This is a genomic window from Streptomyces asoensis (assembly GCF_016860545.1).
In the GTDB taxonomy this organism is placed as follows: Bacteria; Actinomycetota; Actinomycetes; order Streptomycetales; family Streptomycetaceae; genus Streptomyces; species Streptomyces asoensis.
Genome location: NZ_BNEB01000002.1, coordinates 771,961 through 790,548, shown reverse-complemented (window position 1 = coordinate 790,548; position 18,588 = coordinate 771,961). Strand labels below are relative to the sequence as shown.

Sequence of the window (18,588 nt, the reverse complement as noted above, 5' to 3'; positions counted from 1 at the left end):
GTCCGCAGACTTGAGGGGCCGGCCCGCGGACCGCACGCGAACCGGCCCCGACGCGTGTCCGGGGGCGTTCACTCCCCGTAGCCGAACCGTCTCGGCCCGACGCCTGCCCCCTGAGCCCCTTCCCGCGGTGACCTCTCTACCGGAAGACTTCTGCAAGTTTCGGCGCGGCGGCCGGAACCAGGTGACGGAGGTGCGGAAGTGACGGCGAAGGACACGGTGCCCTCGTCCCGGGGCAGGATCACGATCACGGAGATAGCCCGCGAGGCGGGTGTCTCGGTGCCGACCGTGTCCCGGGTCGTCAACGGCCGCTCCGACGTCTCGCCCGGCACCCGCGCCCGGGTGGAGGACCTGCTGCGCCTGCACGGCTACCGCAAGCGCCCCGCCGCCTCCCGGACCCGCGCCGCGCTGCTGGACCTGGTCTTCAACGACCTCGACAGCCCCTGGGCGGTGGAGATCGTCCGGGGGGTCGAGGAGGTCGCCCACTCCGCCGGCGCGGGCACGGTGGTGTCGGCGATCCACGGCCGTTCGGGCGACGCCCGCGAGTGGATGCGCAATCTGCGCTCCCGCGCCTCCGACGGCGTCATCCTCGTCACCTCGGCCCTCGAACCCACCCTGCACGAGCAGTTGCGCATCCTGGGCGTCCCGCTGGTCGTCGTCGACCCGACCGGCTCCCCCGCCGACGGCACCCCGACCATCGGCGCCGCCAACTGGGCGGGCGGTCTGGCGGCCACCGAGCACCTGCTCGCGCTGGGGCACCGCAGGATCGGCCTGATCGCGGGCCCGCCCCGGCTGCTCTGCTCACGAGCCCGCCTCGACGGCTACCGGGCGGCCCTGGAGGCGGCCGGACTCGCCCTCGACGAAACCCTCGTGGTTCCCGGCGACTTCCGCCCGGAGTCCGGCTTCACCGGTTGCGCGGCCCTGCTCGACCTGCCCGAACCGCCGACCGCCGTGTTCGCGGCGAGCGACCAGATGGCGCTCGGCGCGATCGAGGCACTGCGCCGGCGCGGTCTGCGGGCCCCGGAGGACATGAGCGTCGTCGGCTTCGACGACCTCCCGGAAGTCCGCTGGTCCGCACCGCCGTTGACCACCGTCCGCCAGCCGCTCGCCGACATGGGCAAGCTCGCCGCCCGCACCGTCCTGAGCCTGGCCCGCGGCGAGCGCCCCGACTCGCCGCGGGTCGAACTGGGCACGGAGCTGGTGGTCCGGTTCAGCACCGCTCCGCCCCGTGCGGCCCCGCTCCGCTCCGCTACCTGAGCGCGTCCCGGATCGCGAAGTACGCCGGCTTCGGCGCGAGCTGCTCGTCCCAGGGCAGCGCCGCGCCCTCGCCGGGGAAGAACGCGGGGATCCACGAGTACTTGTCGGTGTAGTCCCACACGGTGATGCCGACGCAGCGCCGTACGTCGAGGCAGGCGTCGGTGAGATCCCGGTACCAGTCGGCCTGTTGCGCCAGCTTCTCCTCGGTCGCGGGCAGCAGCATCCGTACGTCGACCTCGGTGAGGGCGGTGTCCAGACCGAGCCGGGAGAAGCGGCGGAGGTTGTCCTCGAGGGTCGTCGGATAGCCGTACTGGAGGGCGAGATGGGCCTGGAGGCCGATGCCGTCGAGCGGCACGTGCCGTGCTTTGAGCTCCTTGGCCAGGGCGTAGTAGGCGTCGCTCTTCGGGCCGACGGCCTCGATGTTGTAGTCGTTGAGATAGAGCTTCGCCCTGGGGTCGGCCTCGTGGGCCCAACGCAGGGCGTCGGCGATGTAGCCGGGGCCGAGGGTCTTGTAGAACACCGTCTCGCGGTAGGTGCCGTCCTCGTTGAACGCCTCGTTGACGACGTCCCACGAGTAGACCTTGCCCCGGTAGTGGCGCACCTCGGTCTGGATGTGGTTCTTCAGGACGGCGCGCAGCTCGTCCGCCGTCCAGGTCCTGGCGGTCAGCCAGTCCGGCAGCTGGCTGTGCCAGACGAGGGTGTGGGCGCGGATCTTCTGGTGGTGGGCGCGCGCCAGGCCGACGATCTCGTCGCCGGCCGTGAAGTCGAAGACGCCCTGCCGGGGCTCGGTGGCGTACCACTTCATCCCGTTGCCCGGGGTGATCATGTCGAACTCGTCGCCGAGCGTCTTCGTGTAGGCGGTGTCGGTGAGTTCGGGGTTGTCGGTGGCGCTGCCGAAGTAGCGTCCGTGGCGCTGCGCGAGGTCGGCGAGGGTGGTGCGCGGCTTCGCGTGCGCCGGACCCTCGTGCGCCCGGGCGGCGGGCCCGCCGGCGACGCCCGCGGCGACGAGGAGGGATGCGAGGGCTCCGGCGAGGGTGAGCCGGGTGCGTGCGGCGGTGCCGTGGGCGGTGCTGGGCATGGTGCGACTCCTCACGGTAGGGGTGAGCCGTACATGTCGGGGGCGCGGGTCATCCCTTCGTGGCGCCTGCGGTGAGGCCGCCGACGAGCTGGCGCTCGGCGACGGCGTAGAAGGCCAGGGCGGGCACCATGGCGAGGACGAGATAGGCGAACACGCGCGCGTATTCGGCGGAGTACTGGCCCTGGAACTGCTGGACGCCGATCGGGATGGTCCACCAGGTGGGCTCGTTGAAGACCAGCAGCGGCAGGAGGAAGTTGTTCCAGCTGCCGACCACGGCGAGCACCGACACGGTGCCGAGGGCGGGCCGGGCCATGGGCAGCAGGATCCGCCAGAAGAAGCCGAGGGGACCGCAGCCGTCGAGGGTGGCCGCCTCCTCCAGCTCGGCGGGGATCTCCCGGAAGAACCCGCGCAGGATGACGATGGTCATCGGCAGTCCGAACGCGGCCTGCGGCAGGATCACGCCGAGCGGGTTGTCCAGCAGGCCCATGGAGCGCAGCAGGAGGAACAGGGGCAGCGCCGCCACCGCGAAGGGGAACATCAGCCCCATCGTGAACAGGGTGAAGAGCATCTCCCGGCCGCGGAAGGCGAAGCGGGCGAAGGAGAACGCGGCGAGCGCGGACACCGCGACGACGACCGCGGTCGTGCCGGCCGCGATGAGCGTGCTGCTGCCGACGAGCTGCCAGAAGGACCCGGAACCCAGGATGTCGGTGTAGTTGGAGGTGATCCAGGGGTCGGGCAGGCCGATGGGGTTGCGGGAGAGCTGGTCGGTGGACTTGAAACCGGACAGCACGGCGTAGACGAGCGGTACGCCCATCACCGCGCCGACGGCGGCGAGGAGCAGGTGCAGGGGGAACGTCCGGCCGGTCCTGCGCGCCGTCCGGCCGGCTCCGGAGGTCTCCCGGGTCCGCCCGTGACCTGCCCGGTCGGTCTTGACGACGCTCACGAGCCGCCTCCTCGCATGGTCGTGGTGGCGCCCTGGAGGTCGCGGCGGAGCACGAACCGCTGGTAGGCGAGGGCGAAGACGAGACTGATGCCGAACATGGCCACGCTGATCGCGCTGGCGTAGCCGACCTGGTAGCGCTTGAAGCCGTACTGGAACATGGTCACGGCCATGGTCTCGGAGTGGTGGTCGGGGCCACCGGCGGTGACCACCCACACCAGGTCGAAAAGCTGGATCGAGCCGATGACAGAGAGGAAGACGCTGATCCGCAGGGTCGGTGCGAGGAGCGGCAGGGTGACGTTGCGGAAGCGCTGCCAGGGACCGGCTCCGTCGATCAGGGCCGCCTCGGTCAACTCGGCCGGGATGGACTGGAGTCCGGCCAGGTAGAGCATCATGTGGAAGCCGAAGTACTTCCACGTCATGACCAGGAACAGGGTCGCCATGACGGTGGAGGGGTCGGCGAACCACTGCCCGCCCACGCCGTCCAGCCCGATCGCGCCCAGTACGTGGTCGGCGAGGCCGTCGTCCGGGGCGAAGATCATGCTGAACAGCACGCCGGTGATGGCCTCGGAGAGGATGTAGGGGGCGAAGAACAGCATCCGGTAGACGGCCCGGCCGCGGATGCGCTGGTTCAGCGCGACCGCGAGGGCCAGCGCGAAGGGCAGTTGCAGCAGGAGCGAGAGGCCGACGAGCAGCAGGCAGCGCCACAGGTCGCCGAGGAACACCGGGTCCTGGAAGAGCCGGGTGAAGTTGTCGCCGCCGATGTAGTCGTCGGGCATGCCGAAGCCGCCCCAGCGGAAGAACGAGGCGTACAGCGCGAACAGCATCGGCAGCAGCACGAGCGTGCCGAACAGCACCAGCGCGGGCACCTGGAAGCCGACGGCGGTCAGCCAGTGCACCGCCCGCCGCCGCGTCCGGCCGCGGGCCGGGCCGGCGGCCGGGGAGGGCACGCCGACGTCCGGGCCGCTGCGCTTGTCCGGGAGGAAGGTGGAGGTCATCGACTGCTACTGCTCTTCCTTCGCGATCTTGGTGATCGACTCGGTGACCTGCTGGGGCGACTTGGACCCGGCGATGAGGGCGGCGACGCTGTCGTTGACCTCCTGGCCGAGCGCGGGCGCGTACGCCTGGTCGAGGTAGAGCTGGAAGCCGGTGGCGGCCTTCAACTGGGCTTGTACGGCCTTGATGTTGGGGTCCTTGATGGCGCTCTCGGCGGCCGGTACGACGGGCAGCACGCCGGTCTTGTCGACCAGTTCGGTGTCCGTCGCCGCGGAGGCGAAGAACTTCAGGAAGTCGACGGCCGCCTGCGGGGCGCCCTTGCGCAGGGCGTGGCCACCGCCGCCGCCGAAGACCTCGGTGATCACCCCCTTGCCGCCCTCCACCGCCGGGAACGGGAAGAAGCCGAGTCCGGTCCCGAGGCCCTTGCCCGCGTCGGCCTCGACGACCGGCGCCCACTGCCCCATGAGTTCCATGGCCGCCTTGCCGTTGCCGACGGCGGCGGCCTGGCCGGTGGGGCTCGAGTAGGCGGCGCCGAGGAACCCCTTCTGGAAGGGCTGGAGGTCGACGAGGTCCTGGAGGTGCTGCCCGGCCTGGACGAACCCGTCGCCGGTGAAGTCCTTGGCGTCCCCGGCCTTGCCCAGGGCGTCCACTCCCGCGGTGCGCATCGCGAGGTACGCCCAGTAGTACATGCCGGGCCACTTCTCCTTGCCCGCGAGCGCGAGGGGGGTGATGCCGGCGGCCTTGAGCTTGCGCACGGCGTCGAGGAAGCCGCTCCAGGTGGTGGGGGGCGCGCTGACGCCGGCCTGCTTGAAGAGGGCCTTGTTGTACCAGAACCCGATCATGCCGATGTCGAACGGGACGCCGTAGGCCTTGTCGTCGATCAGGTAGGGCTGGCGGGCGACCGAGAGCAGTGCGTCGCCCCAGCCCTTCGTCCTGTCCGTGAGGTCCTCGACGAGCCCGGCGTCGACCTGCTGTCTCAGGACGCCGCCGCCCCAGGTGTGGAAGATGTCGGGGAGTTTCCCGGAGGCGGTCAGCGCCGTCATCTTCGACTTGTAGGCGTCGTTCTCCAGCTGGACGATCTTGATCTTGACCTTGGGGTTCTGGGCCTCGAACCGCTTGGCCAGCGCGGCCCAGACGTCCTTGGTCGGCTGGGTGGTGGAGATGTTCCACCACTCGATGGTGGTCGTCCCCGACGACCCTCCGTCGGAGTCCCCGCCGCAGGCGCTCAGCGCCGTCATGCCCAGACCGGCCGCGGCGGAGGCCGCCAGGAAGCCGCGGCGGGAGAGTGCCGGGTCGCCCATCATGCGCTCCTTGCTAGATCGAAAGTTTCGAACAAGATTCAGAAAGCTTCGCTGCTGCCGCACCCTAGAGACACCCTCCGACGGGTGGCAACCCCTTGAACACAGGCAATCCGGGGCCGTGTTCACACGAAGAGGCGCGCAGGAGCGTCCAGAGGTCCCGAAACATTCGGTTTCAGCGGCGAACATTACGAAGCGATGCGCAACGAACCACGGACGGCCGGAATCGATCCTGACGGCGTGTGACGCTCCGTAGGAGCACGCGGTCGCCCCGCCGGCGCTCCGACCAGTCTTAACGGAAGCTTGACGCCCTCCGGCCCATGATCCAGGGGCCCTGGCATCACTCTCCGCTTACGCTGAGGACGCCGTCCGCGTGATGGCCCGAAACCACACGCCGAGTCGCGCACCAGGAGCATCCCGATGGCCACCACCGAGCACCCGCCCCCGAGCCGTCTGCGGACGTGGATGCTGGAAGGCCTGTCCGACATGGGCAAGCCGGGCGGCCACCCGGGACCGCACGCCGAGCCCGAGCCCGCGCACAAGGGCCAGCGCTGGTACCGGGTGATGTGCCTGACCGGTGTCGACTACTTCTCCACCCTCGGCTACCAGCCGGGCATCGCCGCCCTCGCGGCCGGCCTGCTCTCCCCGGTGGCCACGGTCGTGCTGGTGATCGTCACCCTGGCGGGCGCTCTGCCGGTCTACCGGCGCGTCGCCGAGGAGAGTCCCCACGGCGAGGGCTCGATCGCGATGCTGGAACGGCTGCTGTCCTTCTGGAAGGGCAAGCTGTTCGTCCTGACGCTGCTCGGCTTCGCCGCCACCGACTTCCTGATCACCATCACCCTGTCCGCGGCGGACGCCTCCACCCACCTGGTCGAGAACCCGCATCTGACCGGCGTGCTGCACGACAAGCAGATGGTGATCACGCTGGCCCTCGTCGCCCTGCTGGGCGCCGTGTTCCTCAAGGGGTTCCTGGAGGCCATCGGGGTCGCCGTCGCCCTGGTGGCCGTCTATCTCGGCCTGAACGTCGTCGTCGTGGTCGTCGGCCTGTGGCACGTGCTCACCGAGAGCCACGTCGTCACCGACTGGTCCAGCGCACTCACCGCGGAGCACGGCAACGTGTTCGCGATGATCGGCGTCTCCCTGCTGGTCTTCCCCAAGCTCGCGCTGGGACTGTCGGGCTTCGAGACCGGCGTGGCCGTGATGCCGCACGTACAGGGGGACGAGGCCGACACCGCGGAGAACCCCGCGGGCCGCATCCGGGACACCAAGAAGCTGCTGACGACGGCGGCCCTGATCATGAGCGTCTTCCTCATCGCCACCAGCTTCATCACCACGGTGCTCATCCCGGAGAAGGAGTTCGAGTCCGGCGGGCAGGCCAACGGGCGCGCCCTCGCCTACCTCTCCCACGAGTACCTGGGCAACGCCTTCGGCACGGTCTACGACGTCTCGACCATCGCCATCCTGTGGTTCGCCGGCGCCTCCGCCATGGCCGGCCTGCTCAACCTGATGCCCCGCTACCTCCCCCGGTACGGCATGGCCCCGCACTGGGCACGCGCCGTCCGCCCCATGGTCATCGTCTTCACCCTCGTCGCCTTCCTGGTCACCTGGATCTTCGACGCCGACGTCGACGCCCAGGGCGGCGCCTATGCCACCGGCGTGCTCGTGCTGATGTCCTCCGCCGCGATCGCGGTGACCATCGCCGCCCGCCGCGCCCGGCAGCGGGGCTGGACGATCGGCTTCGCCGTGGTCTCGGCGGTCCTCCTGTACGTCACCGTCGTCAACGTCATCGAACGCCCGGACGGCGTGAAGATCGGCGCCTGCTTCATCGCCGGCATCATCCTGGTCTCCCTCCTGTCCCGGCTGGCCCGCGCCTTCGAGCTCCGCGTGACCAGCGTGACGCTCGACCCCATGGCGGAACGTTTCATCCGGGACATGGCCAGCCGCAAGATCCGTTTCATCGCCAACGAACCCGACCAGCGCGACAAGGCCGAGTACCGCGACAAGATCGAGCAGATCCGGCAGGACAACGACATACCCGGCGAGGACTTCGTCTTCCTCGAGGTCACCGTCGTCGACCCGTCCGAGTTCGAGTCCGGCCTGACCGTGCGCGGCGAGGTGCTCCACAACCGCTACCGCGTGCTGACCCTGGAATCCTCGTCGATCTCCAACGCCCTGGCCGCGCTCCTGCTGCACACCCGCGACGTCACCGGCTGCATCCCGCACATCTACTTCGAGTGGACCGAGGGCAACCCCTTCGCCAACTTCCTGCGCTTCTTCCTCTTCGGCCAGGGCGAGGTCGCGCCGGTCACCCGGGAGGTCCTGCGCGAGGCGGAGCCCGACCGCGCCCGCCGTCCCCGCGTCCACACGGGCTGACCAGGCCCACCGGACGGCCCCTCCGCCCCGCCCCCGCCTGCCGGGCCCGACTCCCGCCGGAGCGACGCACACCGGCGCATACCCCGTATCGGGGGCCGGGCCGCCTACCGTTGACGCTCATGAGCCTGAGCATCCGCAACCAACTCCCCGGCACCGTCACCGCCGTGCATCCCGGCGAGGTCATGGCCACCGTCAAGATCCGTCTGGACGGCGGTCAGGACCTCACGGCGGCCATCACGCTGGAAGCCGTGGAGCAACTCGCCCTCACCCCCGGCACCGCCGTCCACGCCCTGGTGAAGTCGACAGAAGTAGCCCTGGCGACGTCCCGCGTCGAGGGCCTCTCGATCCGCAACCAGCTGCCCGGCGCGCTCACCCGCCTCGTGACGGGCGGGGTCATGGCCTCGGTGAAGATCTCGCTGGCGGGCAGCGAGCTCACCGCCGTGATCACCAAGGAGGCGGCGGAGGACCTGGGCCTCTTCGTCGGGTCCGACGTCATCGCGCTGATCAAGGCGACCGAGGTGTCCCTGGCCAGGGCCTGAACGCGCGAGGGCCCCCGCCCGGCACGGACGGGGGCCCTCGACCACTCGCTCAGTCCTGGTACGCGTCCAGCGGCGGGCACGAGCAGACCAGGTTGCGGTCACCGAAGGCCTGGTCGATCCGGCGCACCGGCGGCCAGTACTTGTCACCGGCCGACACACCGGCCGGGAAGACGGCCTCGTCGCGCGTGTAGGCGTGCTTCCACTCCCCGCCGAGCGCGGCCGCGGTGTGCGGAGCGCCGTGCAGCGGGTTGTCGTCGGCCGGCCACTCGCCCGCGCCGACCTTGTCGATCTCCCTGCGGATGGCGATCATCGCCTCGCAGAACCGGTCCAGCTCGATCAGGTCCTCGGATTCGGTCGGCTCGATCATCAGCGTCCCGGCCACCGGGAACGACATCGTCGGCGCGTGGAACCCGTAGTCGATGAGCCGCTTGGCCACGTCGTCCACGCTCACGCCGGTCGCCTTGGTCAGCGGCCGCAGGTCGATGATGCACTCGTGGGCGACCAGCCCGCCCGGCCCGTTGTAGAGCACCGGGTAGTGCGGCTCGAGCCGCTTGGCGATGTAGTTGGCGCTGAGGACGGCCACCTGCGTGGCCCGCTTCAGCCCCTCGCCGCCCATGAGCCGCACGTACGCCCACGAGATCGGCAGGATCCCCGCGGAGCCCCAGGGGGCGGCGGAGATCGGACCCACGCCGGTCTCCGGCCCGGCGGCGGGCTGGAGCGGGTGGTTGGGCAGGTACGGCGCCAGGTGCGAGCGCACGGCCACGGGACCGACGCCCGGACCGCCGCCGCCGTGCGGGATGCAGAAGGTCTTGTGCAGGTTCAGGTGCGAGACGTCCCCGCCGAAGTGCCCCGGCTTGGCGAGACCGACGAGGGCGTTCAGATTGGCGCCGTCCACGTACACCTGACCGCCGGCCTCGTGGACCTGGGCGCAGATGTCGGCGACGTGCTCCTCGAACACCCCGTGCGTCGACGGGTAGGTGATCATCAGTACCGCGAGCTCCTCGCGATGCTTCTCGATCTTCGCCCGCAGGTCCTCGACGTCGATCTCGCCGTCCTCGGCGGTCTTGACGACGACGACCTTCATGCCGGCCATCACGGCACTGGCCGCGTTCGTGCCGTGCGCGGAGGAGGGGATGAGGCACACGGTCCGCTGCTCGTCCCCGTTGCCGCGGTGGTACCCGCGGACGGCGAGCAGTCCGGCCAGCTCACCCTGCGATCCGGCGTTCGGCTGGAGCGACACCTTGTCGTACCCGGTGACCTCGGCGAGCCGCTCCTCCAGCTCCCGGATCAGCGTGAGGTAGCCCTCCGCCTGCTCCGCGGGCGCGAACGGGTGCAGCTGCCCGAACTCGGGCCAGGTCACCGGCTCCATCTCGGTGGTGGCGTTGAGCTTCATGGTGCAGGAGCCCAGCGGGATCATGCCCCGGTCGAGCGCGTAGTCCCGGTCGGCGAGCCGGCGCAGGTAGCGCAGCATGGCGGTCTCGGAGCGGTGCTGGTGGAAGACCGGGTGCGTGAGGATCTCGTCGGACCGCAGCAGCGCGTCGGGCAGGGCCTCCCCGGTGACCGTGTCGAGCGACTCGATGTCGCCCTCCACCCCGAAGGCGGCCCAGACGGCGGCCACCTGGGCCCGGGCGGTCGTCTCGTCGCAGGCGACCGACACGTGGTCGGCGTCGACCAGCCGCAGGTTGACCCCGTTCTCCCGGGCGGCGGCGACGACCGCGGAGGCCTTCGCGGGCACCCGCACGGTCAGCGTGTCGAAGTAGGAGCCGTGCACGACCTCGACGCCGCCGGCCTCGAGTCCGGCAGCCAGGATCGAGGCGTACCGGTGCGTACGACGAGCGATCGCCCGCAGCCCGTCGGGACCGTGGTAGACGGCGTACATGCCCGCCATCACCGCGAGGAGCACCTGCGCCGTGCAGATGTTGCTGGTGGCCTTCTCGCGGCGGATGTGCTGCTCACGCGTCTGGAGCGCGAGGCGGTAGGCCCGCTGCCCGTCGGCGTCCAGGGACACGCCCACGAGCCGCCCGGGCAGACTGCGGGCGAACTGCTCGCGCACGGCCATGTAACCGGCGTGCGGCCCGCCGAAGCCCATCGGCACCCCGAACCGCTGCGTCGTGCCGACCGCGATGTCCGCGCCGAGCTCGCCCGGGGACTTCAGCAGCGTCAGCGCGAGCAGGTCCGCGGCCACCGTGACGAGCGCGCCGAGCCCGTGCGCCTGCTCGACGACCGGCGCGAGGTCGCGCACGGCACCGGAGGCGCCGGGGTACTGGAGCAGCACGCCGTTGATCTCGCGCGCGGCGATGTCCGCCGGGATGCCCTCGCTGAGGTCGGCGACCACGACCTCCACGCCGGTCGGCTCGGCCCGGGTCTCGATCACGGCGACGGTCTGCGGCAGCGTGTCCGCGTCGATGAGGAAGAGGCCCTTCTTGTTCTTCCCCATGCGCCGGGACAGCGCCATCGCCTCGGCCGCGGCCGTGCCCTCGTCCAGCAGCGACGCACCGGAGGTCGGCAGCCCGGTCAGGTCGGCGACCATGGTCTGGAAGTTCAGCAGCGCCTCGAGCCGGCCCTGGGAGATCTCCGGCTGGTACGGCGTGTAGGCCGTGTACCAAGCGGGGTTCTCCATGACGTTGCGCAGGATGACCGGCGGGGTGAACGTCCCGTAGTAGCCGAGGCCGATCATCGGGTCGAGGACCTGGTTGCGGTCGGCCAGCGAACGCAGCTCGGACAGCACCTCGGCCTCGGTCCGCGCGCCGGGCAGGTCCAGGGCGTCGGCGTTCTTGATGACGTCCGGTACCGCGGCGGCGGTCAGCTCGTCGAGCGAGCCGTAGCCGACCTGCGCGAGCATCTTGGCCTGGGCCTCGTGGTCGGGCCCTATGTGGCGCTGTTCGAAGGGGATTCCCTGCTCGAGCTGGGCGAGCGGAGTGCGATGGGCGGTCATTACGGAGGCCTCCTGGTCTGACACGACCTGCGAGGGTCACCACGGCGGGAACCCGGACGGCCTCCCCCTCTGTCATCTCAACCTGAGAGCTTCACCGGCCGCCCGAGAGCGCCCGGCTTTCACCGTCGGTGAGAGCGGGAGCCGTCGACGCCGTCGGCAACCCGCTCTGCTTTCCAGAGTGACCTCGACCGCGCGGTACGTGTGCCTGAGAGATTCCGGGGAGGATTTGCTCCTTCGGCGCCTCCGATGGTGTCCGGAGGACTCTCCCGCGCGGTGTCAGCAGCCATTGCCAGACTACCAGCGAGGTCATCGAGACTCGCTCGAGTGGCCGCCCGTCCCAATGTGCTCTTTTGTAGTGCTTACGGATGAGTTGCGACCAAGTGGAGGGCCCGTGCAGACCGACATCGATCCGCGCAACCTGATCGGCCGCAAGGCGTTCGACCGCAACGGCACCAAGATCGGCACGGTAGACGAGGTCTACCTCGACGACGCCACCGGTGTACCGGAGTGGGCTGCGATACGTACCGGTCTGTTCTCCCGCGACGCCTTCGTCCCCCTGGAGCCCAGCCGGCTGGTCGAGGGCACCCTGCACATCCCCTTCGAACGGTCCCTGATCAAGGACGCCCCGGACTTCGGCGTCGGCCGCCACCTCTCCCCGGAGCAGGAGCTCCAGCTCTACCACCACTACGGCCTGGACGTGGGCACCCCTCCCCCGCTCGCGGACCACGACTTCGGCCGCCTCGCGGGCACCGACGACAGCTGAGCCGCAGGGAGCGGCACGGAGCGACATGGCCCGGAGCGGCACCGGTTCGGCCCGGGCGCTGCGTGAGGCGGCAGGGACCGGACCCGCGGCTCCCGCCTCCCGGTGCGGACCGGTCCGCACCGGCATACCGGCATCCGGGGGTGGCCCCGCACCCCGTCATGCCCGGACGGCCCTCAGGAGGCGCAGGCCCGTATCAGCGCGCCGAGGATCCCCGCGGGGTCGTACAAGGGTCTCGCACCGTCCGTGACGACCCGGCGCGTGCCGTCGTCGATCGGATCGGTCCGCGCCCACTGGACCGCCGCGACGCCCACCTCGACCTCCAGGCCCGATGCGGTGACGTACCGCCATTCGGTGACGGGGCCCCACTTGCGGACCCGGAGGACCTCCCCGAGGGCCGGCTCCCGTGTCCACGCGTCGCCCTCGGCGTACGCCGCCGGGGCCGTCGACAGCACCACCAGGTCGACGTCCGAGTCGGGACGCGCGGCCTCACGCGCCCAGGAACCGACGAGGAGCAGCCCGACCACGTCGCTCCGGTTCGCGGCCCAGCGGGTGACCCGGTCCACCACCCGCCGCACCTCGGCCTCACGCGTGGGCGAGACCCCGGGCGGGTCCGCGAAGTGACCTCCGTGCAGTTTCATCCAGCTCCTCGTCCCTCACCGGTGCCCCCTTCGGGACGCACCCACCGCTCCGACCCACCTCACACCAAGCGCCCTCACTCTCTGTAACTGATCGGCCTCACGGAGAGTTCCCGAACTCCACCACCGAAATATCTCCGCCGCGACCCGACGACCCGGACACCTCGTCCTCAGCAGCCCCGATCGCTTCTCCGACCGCTTCTCCGGAGACTTCTCGGGAGGCCTCCGCAGCCGGTTCCCCGGCAGGCGCCCCACCCGCGCCGTGCGGCTTGCTGCTCACCAACGGCAACGGCTCCGCCGGCTCCAGGCCCGGATCGTCGGTCCGGAAGGTCCGCACCCGTCCCGGCTCCGACTCGGGCGTCTCGAAGCGCACGGTGACCCGGCCCAGTCCGCTTCCCTGCACCCAGCCGTGCCCGAGCTCGGCGTGCCGCACATCGTGCCCGGGCCGCCACTGCCGCTCGACCGGTACCGGGACATCGCCCGCGGGTTCCTCCGCGTGCTCCTCCTCCGGCCCGTCCGCGAGCTCCTCAGCCGCCTGCGCGAACAGATCCTCCTGCGTGAAGTCCGCCAGCCCGCTGACCCCCACCCCGAGCAGCCGTACCCCGCCCGTGGTGTCCACGGAGTCCAGCAGCCGGGCCGCCGCCTCCCGGACGACGCCCGGGTCGTCGGTGGGCCCCCGCAGGGTCTCGGACCGGGTGAGCGTGGAGAAGTCGTACCGCCGCACCTTCAGCACGATGGTGCGACCCGACAGGCCGGACCCCCGCAGCCGGCGCACGCACCGGCCCGCGAGGCGCTGCACCTCCAGCTCCACCCGGACCCGGTCGTGGATGTCCACGTCGTAGGTGTCCTCGACCGACACCGACTTGGCCTCCCGCTCCGCCACCACCGGACGGTCGTCACGGGCCAGCGCCATGGCGTACAGGGCGTGGCCGTGCGCCTTGCCCAGCAGCCTCACCAGCTCGTCCTCACCGGCCTCGGCGATCTCGTCGACCGTGGTGATGCCGGCCCGCCGCAGATGGTCCCCCGTGGCCGGCCCCACCCCGGGCAGGGTCCGCACCGGCAGCGGACCGAGCAGGGCCCGCTCGGTCCCCGGCTCGATGAGCACCAGCCCGTCCGGCTTGGCCTGCTCGGAGGCGATCTTCGCCAGCATCTTGCAGGACGCCAGCCCTACGGAACCGGTGAGCCCCGTGACGGCCCGTATGTCATCGCGCAGTCTGATGCCTGCCAGCCGCGCCGAGTCGCTGTCCCAGGCCGCTCTCCCGGCGTCCAGGTCCACGAAGGCCTCGTCCAGGCTCAGCGGCTCCACCAGCGGCGACAGCGCCCGCAGCAGCCCCATGACCTGCTCGCTGATCGAACGGTAGAACGCGAAACGCGGGACCAGATAGGCCGCGTGAGGCGCCCGCCGGCGCGCCTGGGCCATGGGCATCGCCGAGTGCACCCCGAAGACCCGCGCCTCGTAGGAGGCGGTCGCGACCACTCCGCGCGGCCCCAGACCGCCCACGACGACGGCCTTCCCGCGCAGACTCGGCTTGGACGCCTGCTCCGCCTGGGCGAAGAAGGCATCCATGTCGAGATGCAGGATCGTGGGCGCGTTTCTCACATGTCCGATGCTGCACCACGCCACTGACAATGACGTCGCCGAGCGCCCGTCACCGGCGCCGGAGGCTCATACCGCCCGGTTGCGCCGCCGTGCCAGCTCGTCCGCCGGGTTGTGCCCGACGAGGGTCTCGCCGGTGTCCACCCGCTCGCCGTGCAGCTGCGACAGCGCGCTCTCGACGTCCCGCCACACGACGCCCACGGCGATGCCGAAGACGCCCTGGCCGCCCTGGAGCAGCGCGTGGACCTCGTCGGGCGAGACGCACTCGTAGACCGTGGCGCCGTCGCTCATGAGCGTGACGCGTTCGAGGTCGCTGAACCCGCGCTCCCGCAGGTGCTGCACCGCGGTACGGATGTTCTGAAGTGACACGCCTGTGTCGAGGAACCGCTTGACGATCTTCAGGACCACGACGTCCCGGAAGCTGTACAGCCGCTGCGTGCCCGAACCGTGGGCCGGGCGCACGCTCGGCTCCACGAGCCCGGTGCGCGCCCAGTAGTCCAGTTGCCGGTAGGTGATCCCCGCGGCCGCGCAGGCCGTCGGACCCCGGTAGCCGATCTGCTCGGACGCCATGGACGTCGCCCCTCCGCTGCTCGGCACGGCCGCTGGTCGCTGAGAAGCATGATCGGCCGCACCGCTCTGCTGGGGATACCCCCTGCTCAAGCGTGCTTGAGAGCTCGAGGGAGGGTACGGACCGCTTCCCCCGAGACCGATGTCGGGGGCACCCCCGGCCGTACCGTCGCCGCTGCTTCTCACGCCGACCTCCGTCCTTGACCTGCCTTGTCGACGGTAGGCAGTCACCAGGGGTGCGTCAACGATCGCCACACTCGGCACGCCGAGTGATAATCACCCTGAGAGTGGTTTCCCGCACCCCACCGCGGGGAAAGGCTAGCCGAATGCGCTGACAAGTAGCCGTAGGACGCTCGCACCGACCACCGGCAATTGCCCGCCACCGGCCCGTACGCCCGTACGGGTCACCGGCCCGCGTCGGGCCCGGCCGCGATCCGCTCGACGCAGGCGACGACCGGTGATCGACTCGGCTACTGGTTGCTGGTGCCGAAGTCCTCGGGCGAGATCTGGTCGAGGAACTCGCGGAACTTCTCCACCTCGTCCTCCTGCTCGTCCGGGATGGCGATCCCCGCGTCGTCGAGCACCGTGTCACTGCCGTAGATCGGTGTTCCCGTGCGCAGCGCGAGCGCTATGGCGTCCGAGGGACGCGCGCTCACCTCGACCCCGCTGGCGAACACCAGCTCCGCGTAGAAGACGCCCTCCCGCAGGTCCGTGATGCGCACCTCGGTGAGCTCCTGGCCGACGGCTTCCAGCACGTCCTTGAACAGGTCGTGGGTCAGCGGTCGCGCGGGAGCCATGCCCTGCTGGGCGAAGGCGATCGCCGTCGCCTCACCCGGTCCGATCCAGATGGGAAGGTAACGGTCGCCTCCCACTTCACGCAGCAGCACGATCGGTTGGTTGGAGGGCATCTCGACCCGGACACCTACGACATCGAGCTCGTTCACACAGCAACCCTAGGCCGTGCCCGGGACGTTTGGGTAGTCGGGCCGGGAACGGGTGACCGATCCGCCCAGGGCGAAACCGCCCGCTCAGGGCAGGCGTACGCCGAGCGCGGTCTGTACCAACGCCGCGTGCAGCCGCACCGTGAGCCCCGCCAGTTCCTTCGTACGGGCCTGCGCGTGCGCCCTGGTCTGCGGATTGCGGTGACGCTTGAGCGGCGCCACCACCTGGTCCACGAGCCCCGCCTCACGGTCGGCCGCGGCCTTCATCACGCGCAGGTGCCGGGGCTCGATCCCGAACCGGCCCAGCTCGGCCACCAGAGCGGCCACCGTGGCCGATTCGGCGTCGTAGACCCCGTCCTCCAAGGGCACGACGAGACCGTACGATTCCCACTCCGCCAGCTCCGGCTCACCGATCCCCGCGGCGGCCAGCAGCTCGGACCGGCCGATCCGGGCCACGGTGGGACCCTCGGAGGGCTCCGGAGCGGCCTCGCCGTCCCGCTGCCGGCCCACGGTGGGCAACGCGACGGCCTCACCGCGCTCCATCGCGTCCAGATGCTCACGGATGACCTTGAGCGGGAGATAGTGGTCACGTTGCATCCTCAGAACGTGACCGAGGCGCTCCACGTCCTGGACGCTGAACTTCCGGTAGCCCGAAGGGGTCCGCCGCGGCTCGACGAGCCCCTCCGACTCCAGGAAACGGATCTTGGAGATGGTGACTTCGGGGAACTCGTCCCGCAGCGCGTTCAGCACGGCGCCGATACTCATCGGGGCGCCGTCCGCGGCGGCGGTGCCGTGCCCGGCACCGCCCCTCGGTGTTTGAAGCATGGACCTTCCCTGGGGAGTCCCCCCGGGCGGCGCCCGGGAAGGGTCAGTAACCCCGCTGGCTCGCGTAGAAGACCAGCCGGTACTTGCCGATCTGCACCTCGTCGCCGTTGGACAGGGGGACCTCGTCGATCCGCTCCCGGTTGACGTACGTGCCGTTCAGACTGCCGACGTCCGCCACCTTGAACGTGCCGTCCGGGTTGCGCCGGAACTCCACGTGGCGACGCGAGACCGTCACGTCGTCCAGGAAGATGTCGCTCTGCGGGTGACGGCCGGCCGTGGTGAGGTCGCCGTCCAGCAGGAACCGGCTGCCCGAGTTCGGGCCTCGCCTCACGACGAGCAGGGCGGAACCCAGCGGCAGCGCGTCGACCGCGGCCTGCGCCTCGGGCGAGAGCGCGGGCAGCTGCGTCTGACCGGTGACCTCGGCGTCGTAGGCCTCGAGACCGGAGATCGAGATCGTGGAAGTCGTCTCCGACGGGCGCTCGGGCGTCAGCCCGGGGCGCAGCGGCGCGCCGCAGTTGGAGCAGAAGCGGCTGTTCTCCGCGTTGCGGTTACCGCACCTCGTACACACCAGGGCCGACATAGGGGAGAACCCTCCATCCGCACTCGAGGCTGACGGTTGGCCGAAACCTATGCCGCCGGACTGCGCAGGGTCAACAGACGCCGCGCCCTGGCCACCGGAAATGTCACTGCCCGGGGCACCCACCTGATCCCGGAACAGCGGCCGCTGACCTTCCGCGTCGGGCTGTGCGCGATGACGAGCGGTCGCGTTGTCGCTGCCCTCTCGCGCGCTCTTGCCGAACAACTTCGCAAACAACTTCACGGGCGATTCCCCTTGACCGAAACAGACCCGCCCGTGGGGCAGGACGAACCCTGACTGAATACACCGGTCGACCCGGACACCTTCACAACGTCCGTGCCCACCAGACAGTTTCCACCACGCACCACCCGATCGGTGCGTCGACCCCCCGCAACCTCATGCCCCTGCCGGATACCCCCCATGCGCCCCCGGTTCACCGGGTCGACGACCGAGCGTAGTCAGGCTGCTTCGCCGCTCGCAAGGCGTCCACGACGATCTTGTCCGAACGCTCGACGGTAACCGTGGCCTGCTCCTTCTCCAGAGTCTGCACCACTCCTCCAGGGATGTTCAGCGCCGGCTCGAGGTCCTGCGGGTTGCCGATGACCTTGAAACGAAAGGGCGTGTTGATCTTGTTCCCGTCGACGCTCACGCTCTTGCCCGAATCCGTCAGGAAGGTGCCCGCGACGACGCGCACGTCGTTCACCTGGATCGCCTCGGCACCGGCCGCCCGCAACTCCTGGATCGCGTCGAGCAGCATGTCCGCCCGGACCGTCCCCTTCGTGTCCCCGATGGTCATCGTGATCCCCGGCCCCTGTGCGGCCACCGTGCCCGCCAGGATGCCGAGTTGTTTCTCCTTCTCGACCGTCTGCTTCCGGGCCTCCTCGGCCTGGTCGGAGCTGTTCTCCAGCTCCTGCTGCTGCTTCTCGAGACCCTGCTTCTCGTCCTCAAGACGCTGACTGCGGTCGTCGAGTTCATCGAGGATGCGCACAAGATCTTCCTGGCGTGCGCCGCGCAGCGCGTTCCCGCTGTCGCTGTTGGACGCGACCTGGACCGCCAGGCCGAATCCGAGTCCGAACAGCAGCAGGGCGACGATGAGTTGGGCCCTGGACACCCGCGGCGGCCACAGACCCTGCGCCAGCCGCTGCCGACCGGTCAGCACGGGCTCGGCCGGCTGCTCGGCGGCCTCCTCCGCGGACGCGGTCACGGGGACCTCGTCGGGCAGCTCCTTGCGCAGCCGGTACCCGGGCGTCTCGTCCTGTTCGCTCATCGT

Annotated in this window: 16 protein-coding genes and 1 riboswitch; of the genes, 4 read left to right on the top strand and 12 right to left on the bottom strand. The window is 70.5% G+C overall.

Annotated elements, in window-relative coordinates; all coding sequences use genetic code 11:
* Positions 1–198: 198 nt before the first annotated feature.
* Positions 199–1,254, top strand: a complete 1,056-nt coding sequence (locus tag Saso_RS06655; RefSeq protein ID WP_189927351.1) for a LacI family DNA-binding transcriptional regulator — start codon at positions 199–201, stop codon at positions 1,252–1,254.
* Here Saso_RS06655 and Saso_RS06650 read toward each other — a convergent pair.
* The 4 genes from Saso_RS06650 to Saso_RS06635 all read right to left on the bottom strand — a co-directional run bounded on the left by Saso_RS06650 (position 1,247) and on the right by Saso_RS06635 (position 5,569).
* Positions 1,247–2,332, bottom strand: coding sequence for an endo-1,4-beta-xylanase (locus Saso_RS06650; protein ID WP_189927350.1), 1,086 nt, complete (start codon positions 2,330–2,332; stop codon positions 1,247–1,249). The two genes, Saso_RS06655 and Saso_RS06650, sit on opposite strands and share 8 nt — an antisense overlap.
* A gap of 49 nt (positions 2,333–2,381) precedes the next feature.
* Positions 2,382–3,146, bottom strand: coding sequence for a carbohydrate ABC transporter permease (locus tag Saso_RS06645; RefSeq protein WP_229901542.1), 765 nt, complete (start codon positions 3,144–3,146; stop codon positions 2,382–2,384).
* 125 nt (positions 3,147–3,271) lie between these two features.
* Complete coding sequence (locus Saso_RS06640) at positions 3,272–4,270, bottom strand: carbohydrate ABC transporter permease (protein ID WP_189927349.1); 999 nt, start codon at positions 4,268–4,270, stop codon at positions 3,272–3,274.
* A gap of 6 nt (positions 4,271–4,276) precedes the next feature.
* Entirely contained in the window at positions 4,277–5,569 is a 1,293-nt protein-coding gene (locus Saso_RS06635) for an extracellular solute-binding protein (RefSeq protein WP_189927348.1), read from the bottom strand.
* A gap of 417 nt (positions 5,570–5,986) precedes the next feature.
* Here Saso_RS06635 and Saso_RS06630 point away from each other — a divergent pair, with 417 nt between their 5' ends.
* Complete coding sequence (locus Saso_RS06630) at positions 5,987–7,939, top strand: APC family permease (protein WP_189927347.1); 1,953 nt, start codon at positions 5,987–5,989, stop codon at positions 7,937–7,939.
* A 119-nt stretch (positions 7,940–8,058) separates the two neighbouring features.
* On the top strand, positions 8,059–8,478 hold the full coding sequence (locus tag Saso_RS06625) for a TOBE domain-containing protein (protein WP_189927346.1): 420 nt from the start codon (positions 8,059–8,061) through the stop codon (positions 8,476–8,478).
* A gap of 49 nt (positions 8,479–8,527) precedes the next feature.
* On the opposite strand, the gene gcvP is transcribed toward Saso_RS06625, so the two are convergent.
* Positions 8,528–11,413: an aminomethyl-transferring glycine dehydrogenase gene (gcvP, locus tag Saso_RS06620; RefSeq protein ID WP_189927345.1), complete on the bottom strand. Its 2,886-nt coding sequence runs from the start codon at positions 11,411–11,413 to the stop codon at positions 8,528–8,530.
* 183 nt (positions 11,414–11,596) lie between these two features.
* Positions 11,597–11,692, bottom strand: a riboswitch (glycine riboswitch).
* Positions 11,693–11,804: 112 nt separating this feature from the next.
* On the opposite strand from gcvP, the gene Saso_RS06615 reads away from it, so the two are divergent.
* Positions 11,805–12,176: a PRC-barrel domain-containing protein gene (locus tag Saso_RS06615; RefSeq protein ID WP_189927344.1), complete on the top strand. Its 372-nt coding sequence runs from the start codon at positions 11,805–11,807 to the stop codon at positions 12,174–12,176.
* 173 nt (positions 12,177–12,349) lie between these two features.
* Here the strand turns inward: Saso_RS06615 and Saso_RS06610 are convergent, their stop codons facing one another.
* The 7 genes from Saso_RS06610 to Saso_RS06580 all read right to left on the bottom strand — a co-directional run bounded on the left by Saso_RS06610 (position 12,350) and on the right by Saso_RS06580 (position 18,585).
* A complete protein-coding gene (locus Saso_RS06610; RefSeq protein ID WP_189927343.1) occupies positions 12,350–12,814 on the bottom strand; it encodes a nucleotidyltransferase domain-containing protein in 465 nt (154 codons plus the stop codon).
* A 97-nt stretch (positions 12,815–12,911) separates the two neighbouring features.
* Entirely contained in the window at positions 12,912–14,411 is a 1,500-nt protein-coding gene (locus tag Saso_RS06605; protein ID WP_189927342.1) for a DNA polymerase IV, read from the bottom strand.
* A 66-nt stretch (positions 14,412–14,477) separates the two neighbouring features.
* Positions 14,478–15,161, bottom strand: coding sequence for a MerR family transcriptional regulator (locus Saso_RS06600; RefSeq protein ID WP_189927341.1), 684 nt, complete (start codon positions 15,159–15,161; stop codon positions 14,478–14,480).
* Positions 15,162–15,445: 284 nt separating this feature from the next.
* Positions 15,446–15,919, bottom strand: a complete 474-nt coding sequence (locus tag Saso_RS06595) for a bifunctional nuclease family protein (protein WP_004934251.1) — start codon at positions 15,917–15,919, stop codon at positions 15,446–15,448.
* A gap of 84 nt (positions 15,920–16,003) precedes the next feature.
* Complete coding sequence (ftsR, locus tag Saso_RS06590; protein WP_189927340.1) at positions 16,004–16,741, bottom strand: transcriptional regulator FtsR; 738 nt, start codon at positions 16,739–16,741, stop codon at positions 16,004–16,006.
* A gap of 43 nt (positions 16,742–16,784) precedes the next feature.
* Positions 16,785–17,669 (bottom strand): FHA domain-containing protein, encoded by an 885-nt coding sequence (locus Saso_RS06585; RefSeq protein WP_189927497.1) that lies wholly within the window; start codon positions 17,667–17,669, stop codon positions 16,785–16,787.
* 82 nt (positions 17,670–17,751) lie between these two features.
* Positions 17,752–18,585: a DUF881 domain-containing protein gene (locus Saso_RS06580; protein WP_189927339.1), complete on the bottom strand. Its 834-nt coding sequence runs from the start codon at positions 18,583–18,585 to the stop codon at positions 17,752–17,754.
* Positions 18,586–18,588: the final 3 nt, after the last annotated feature.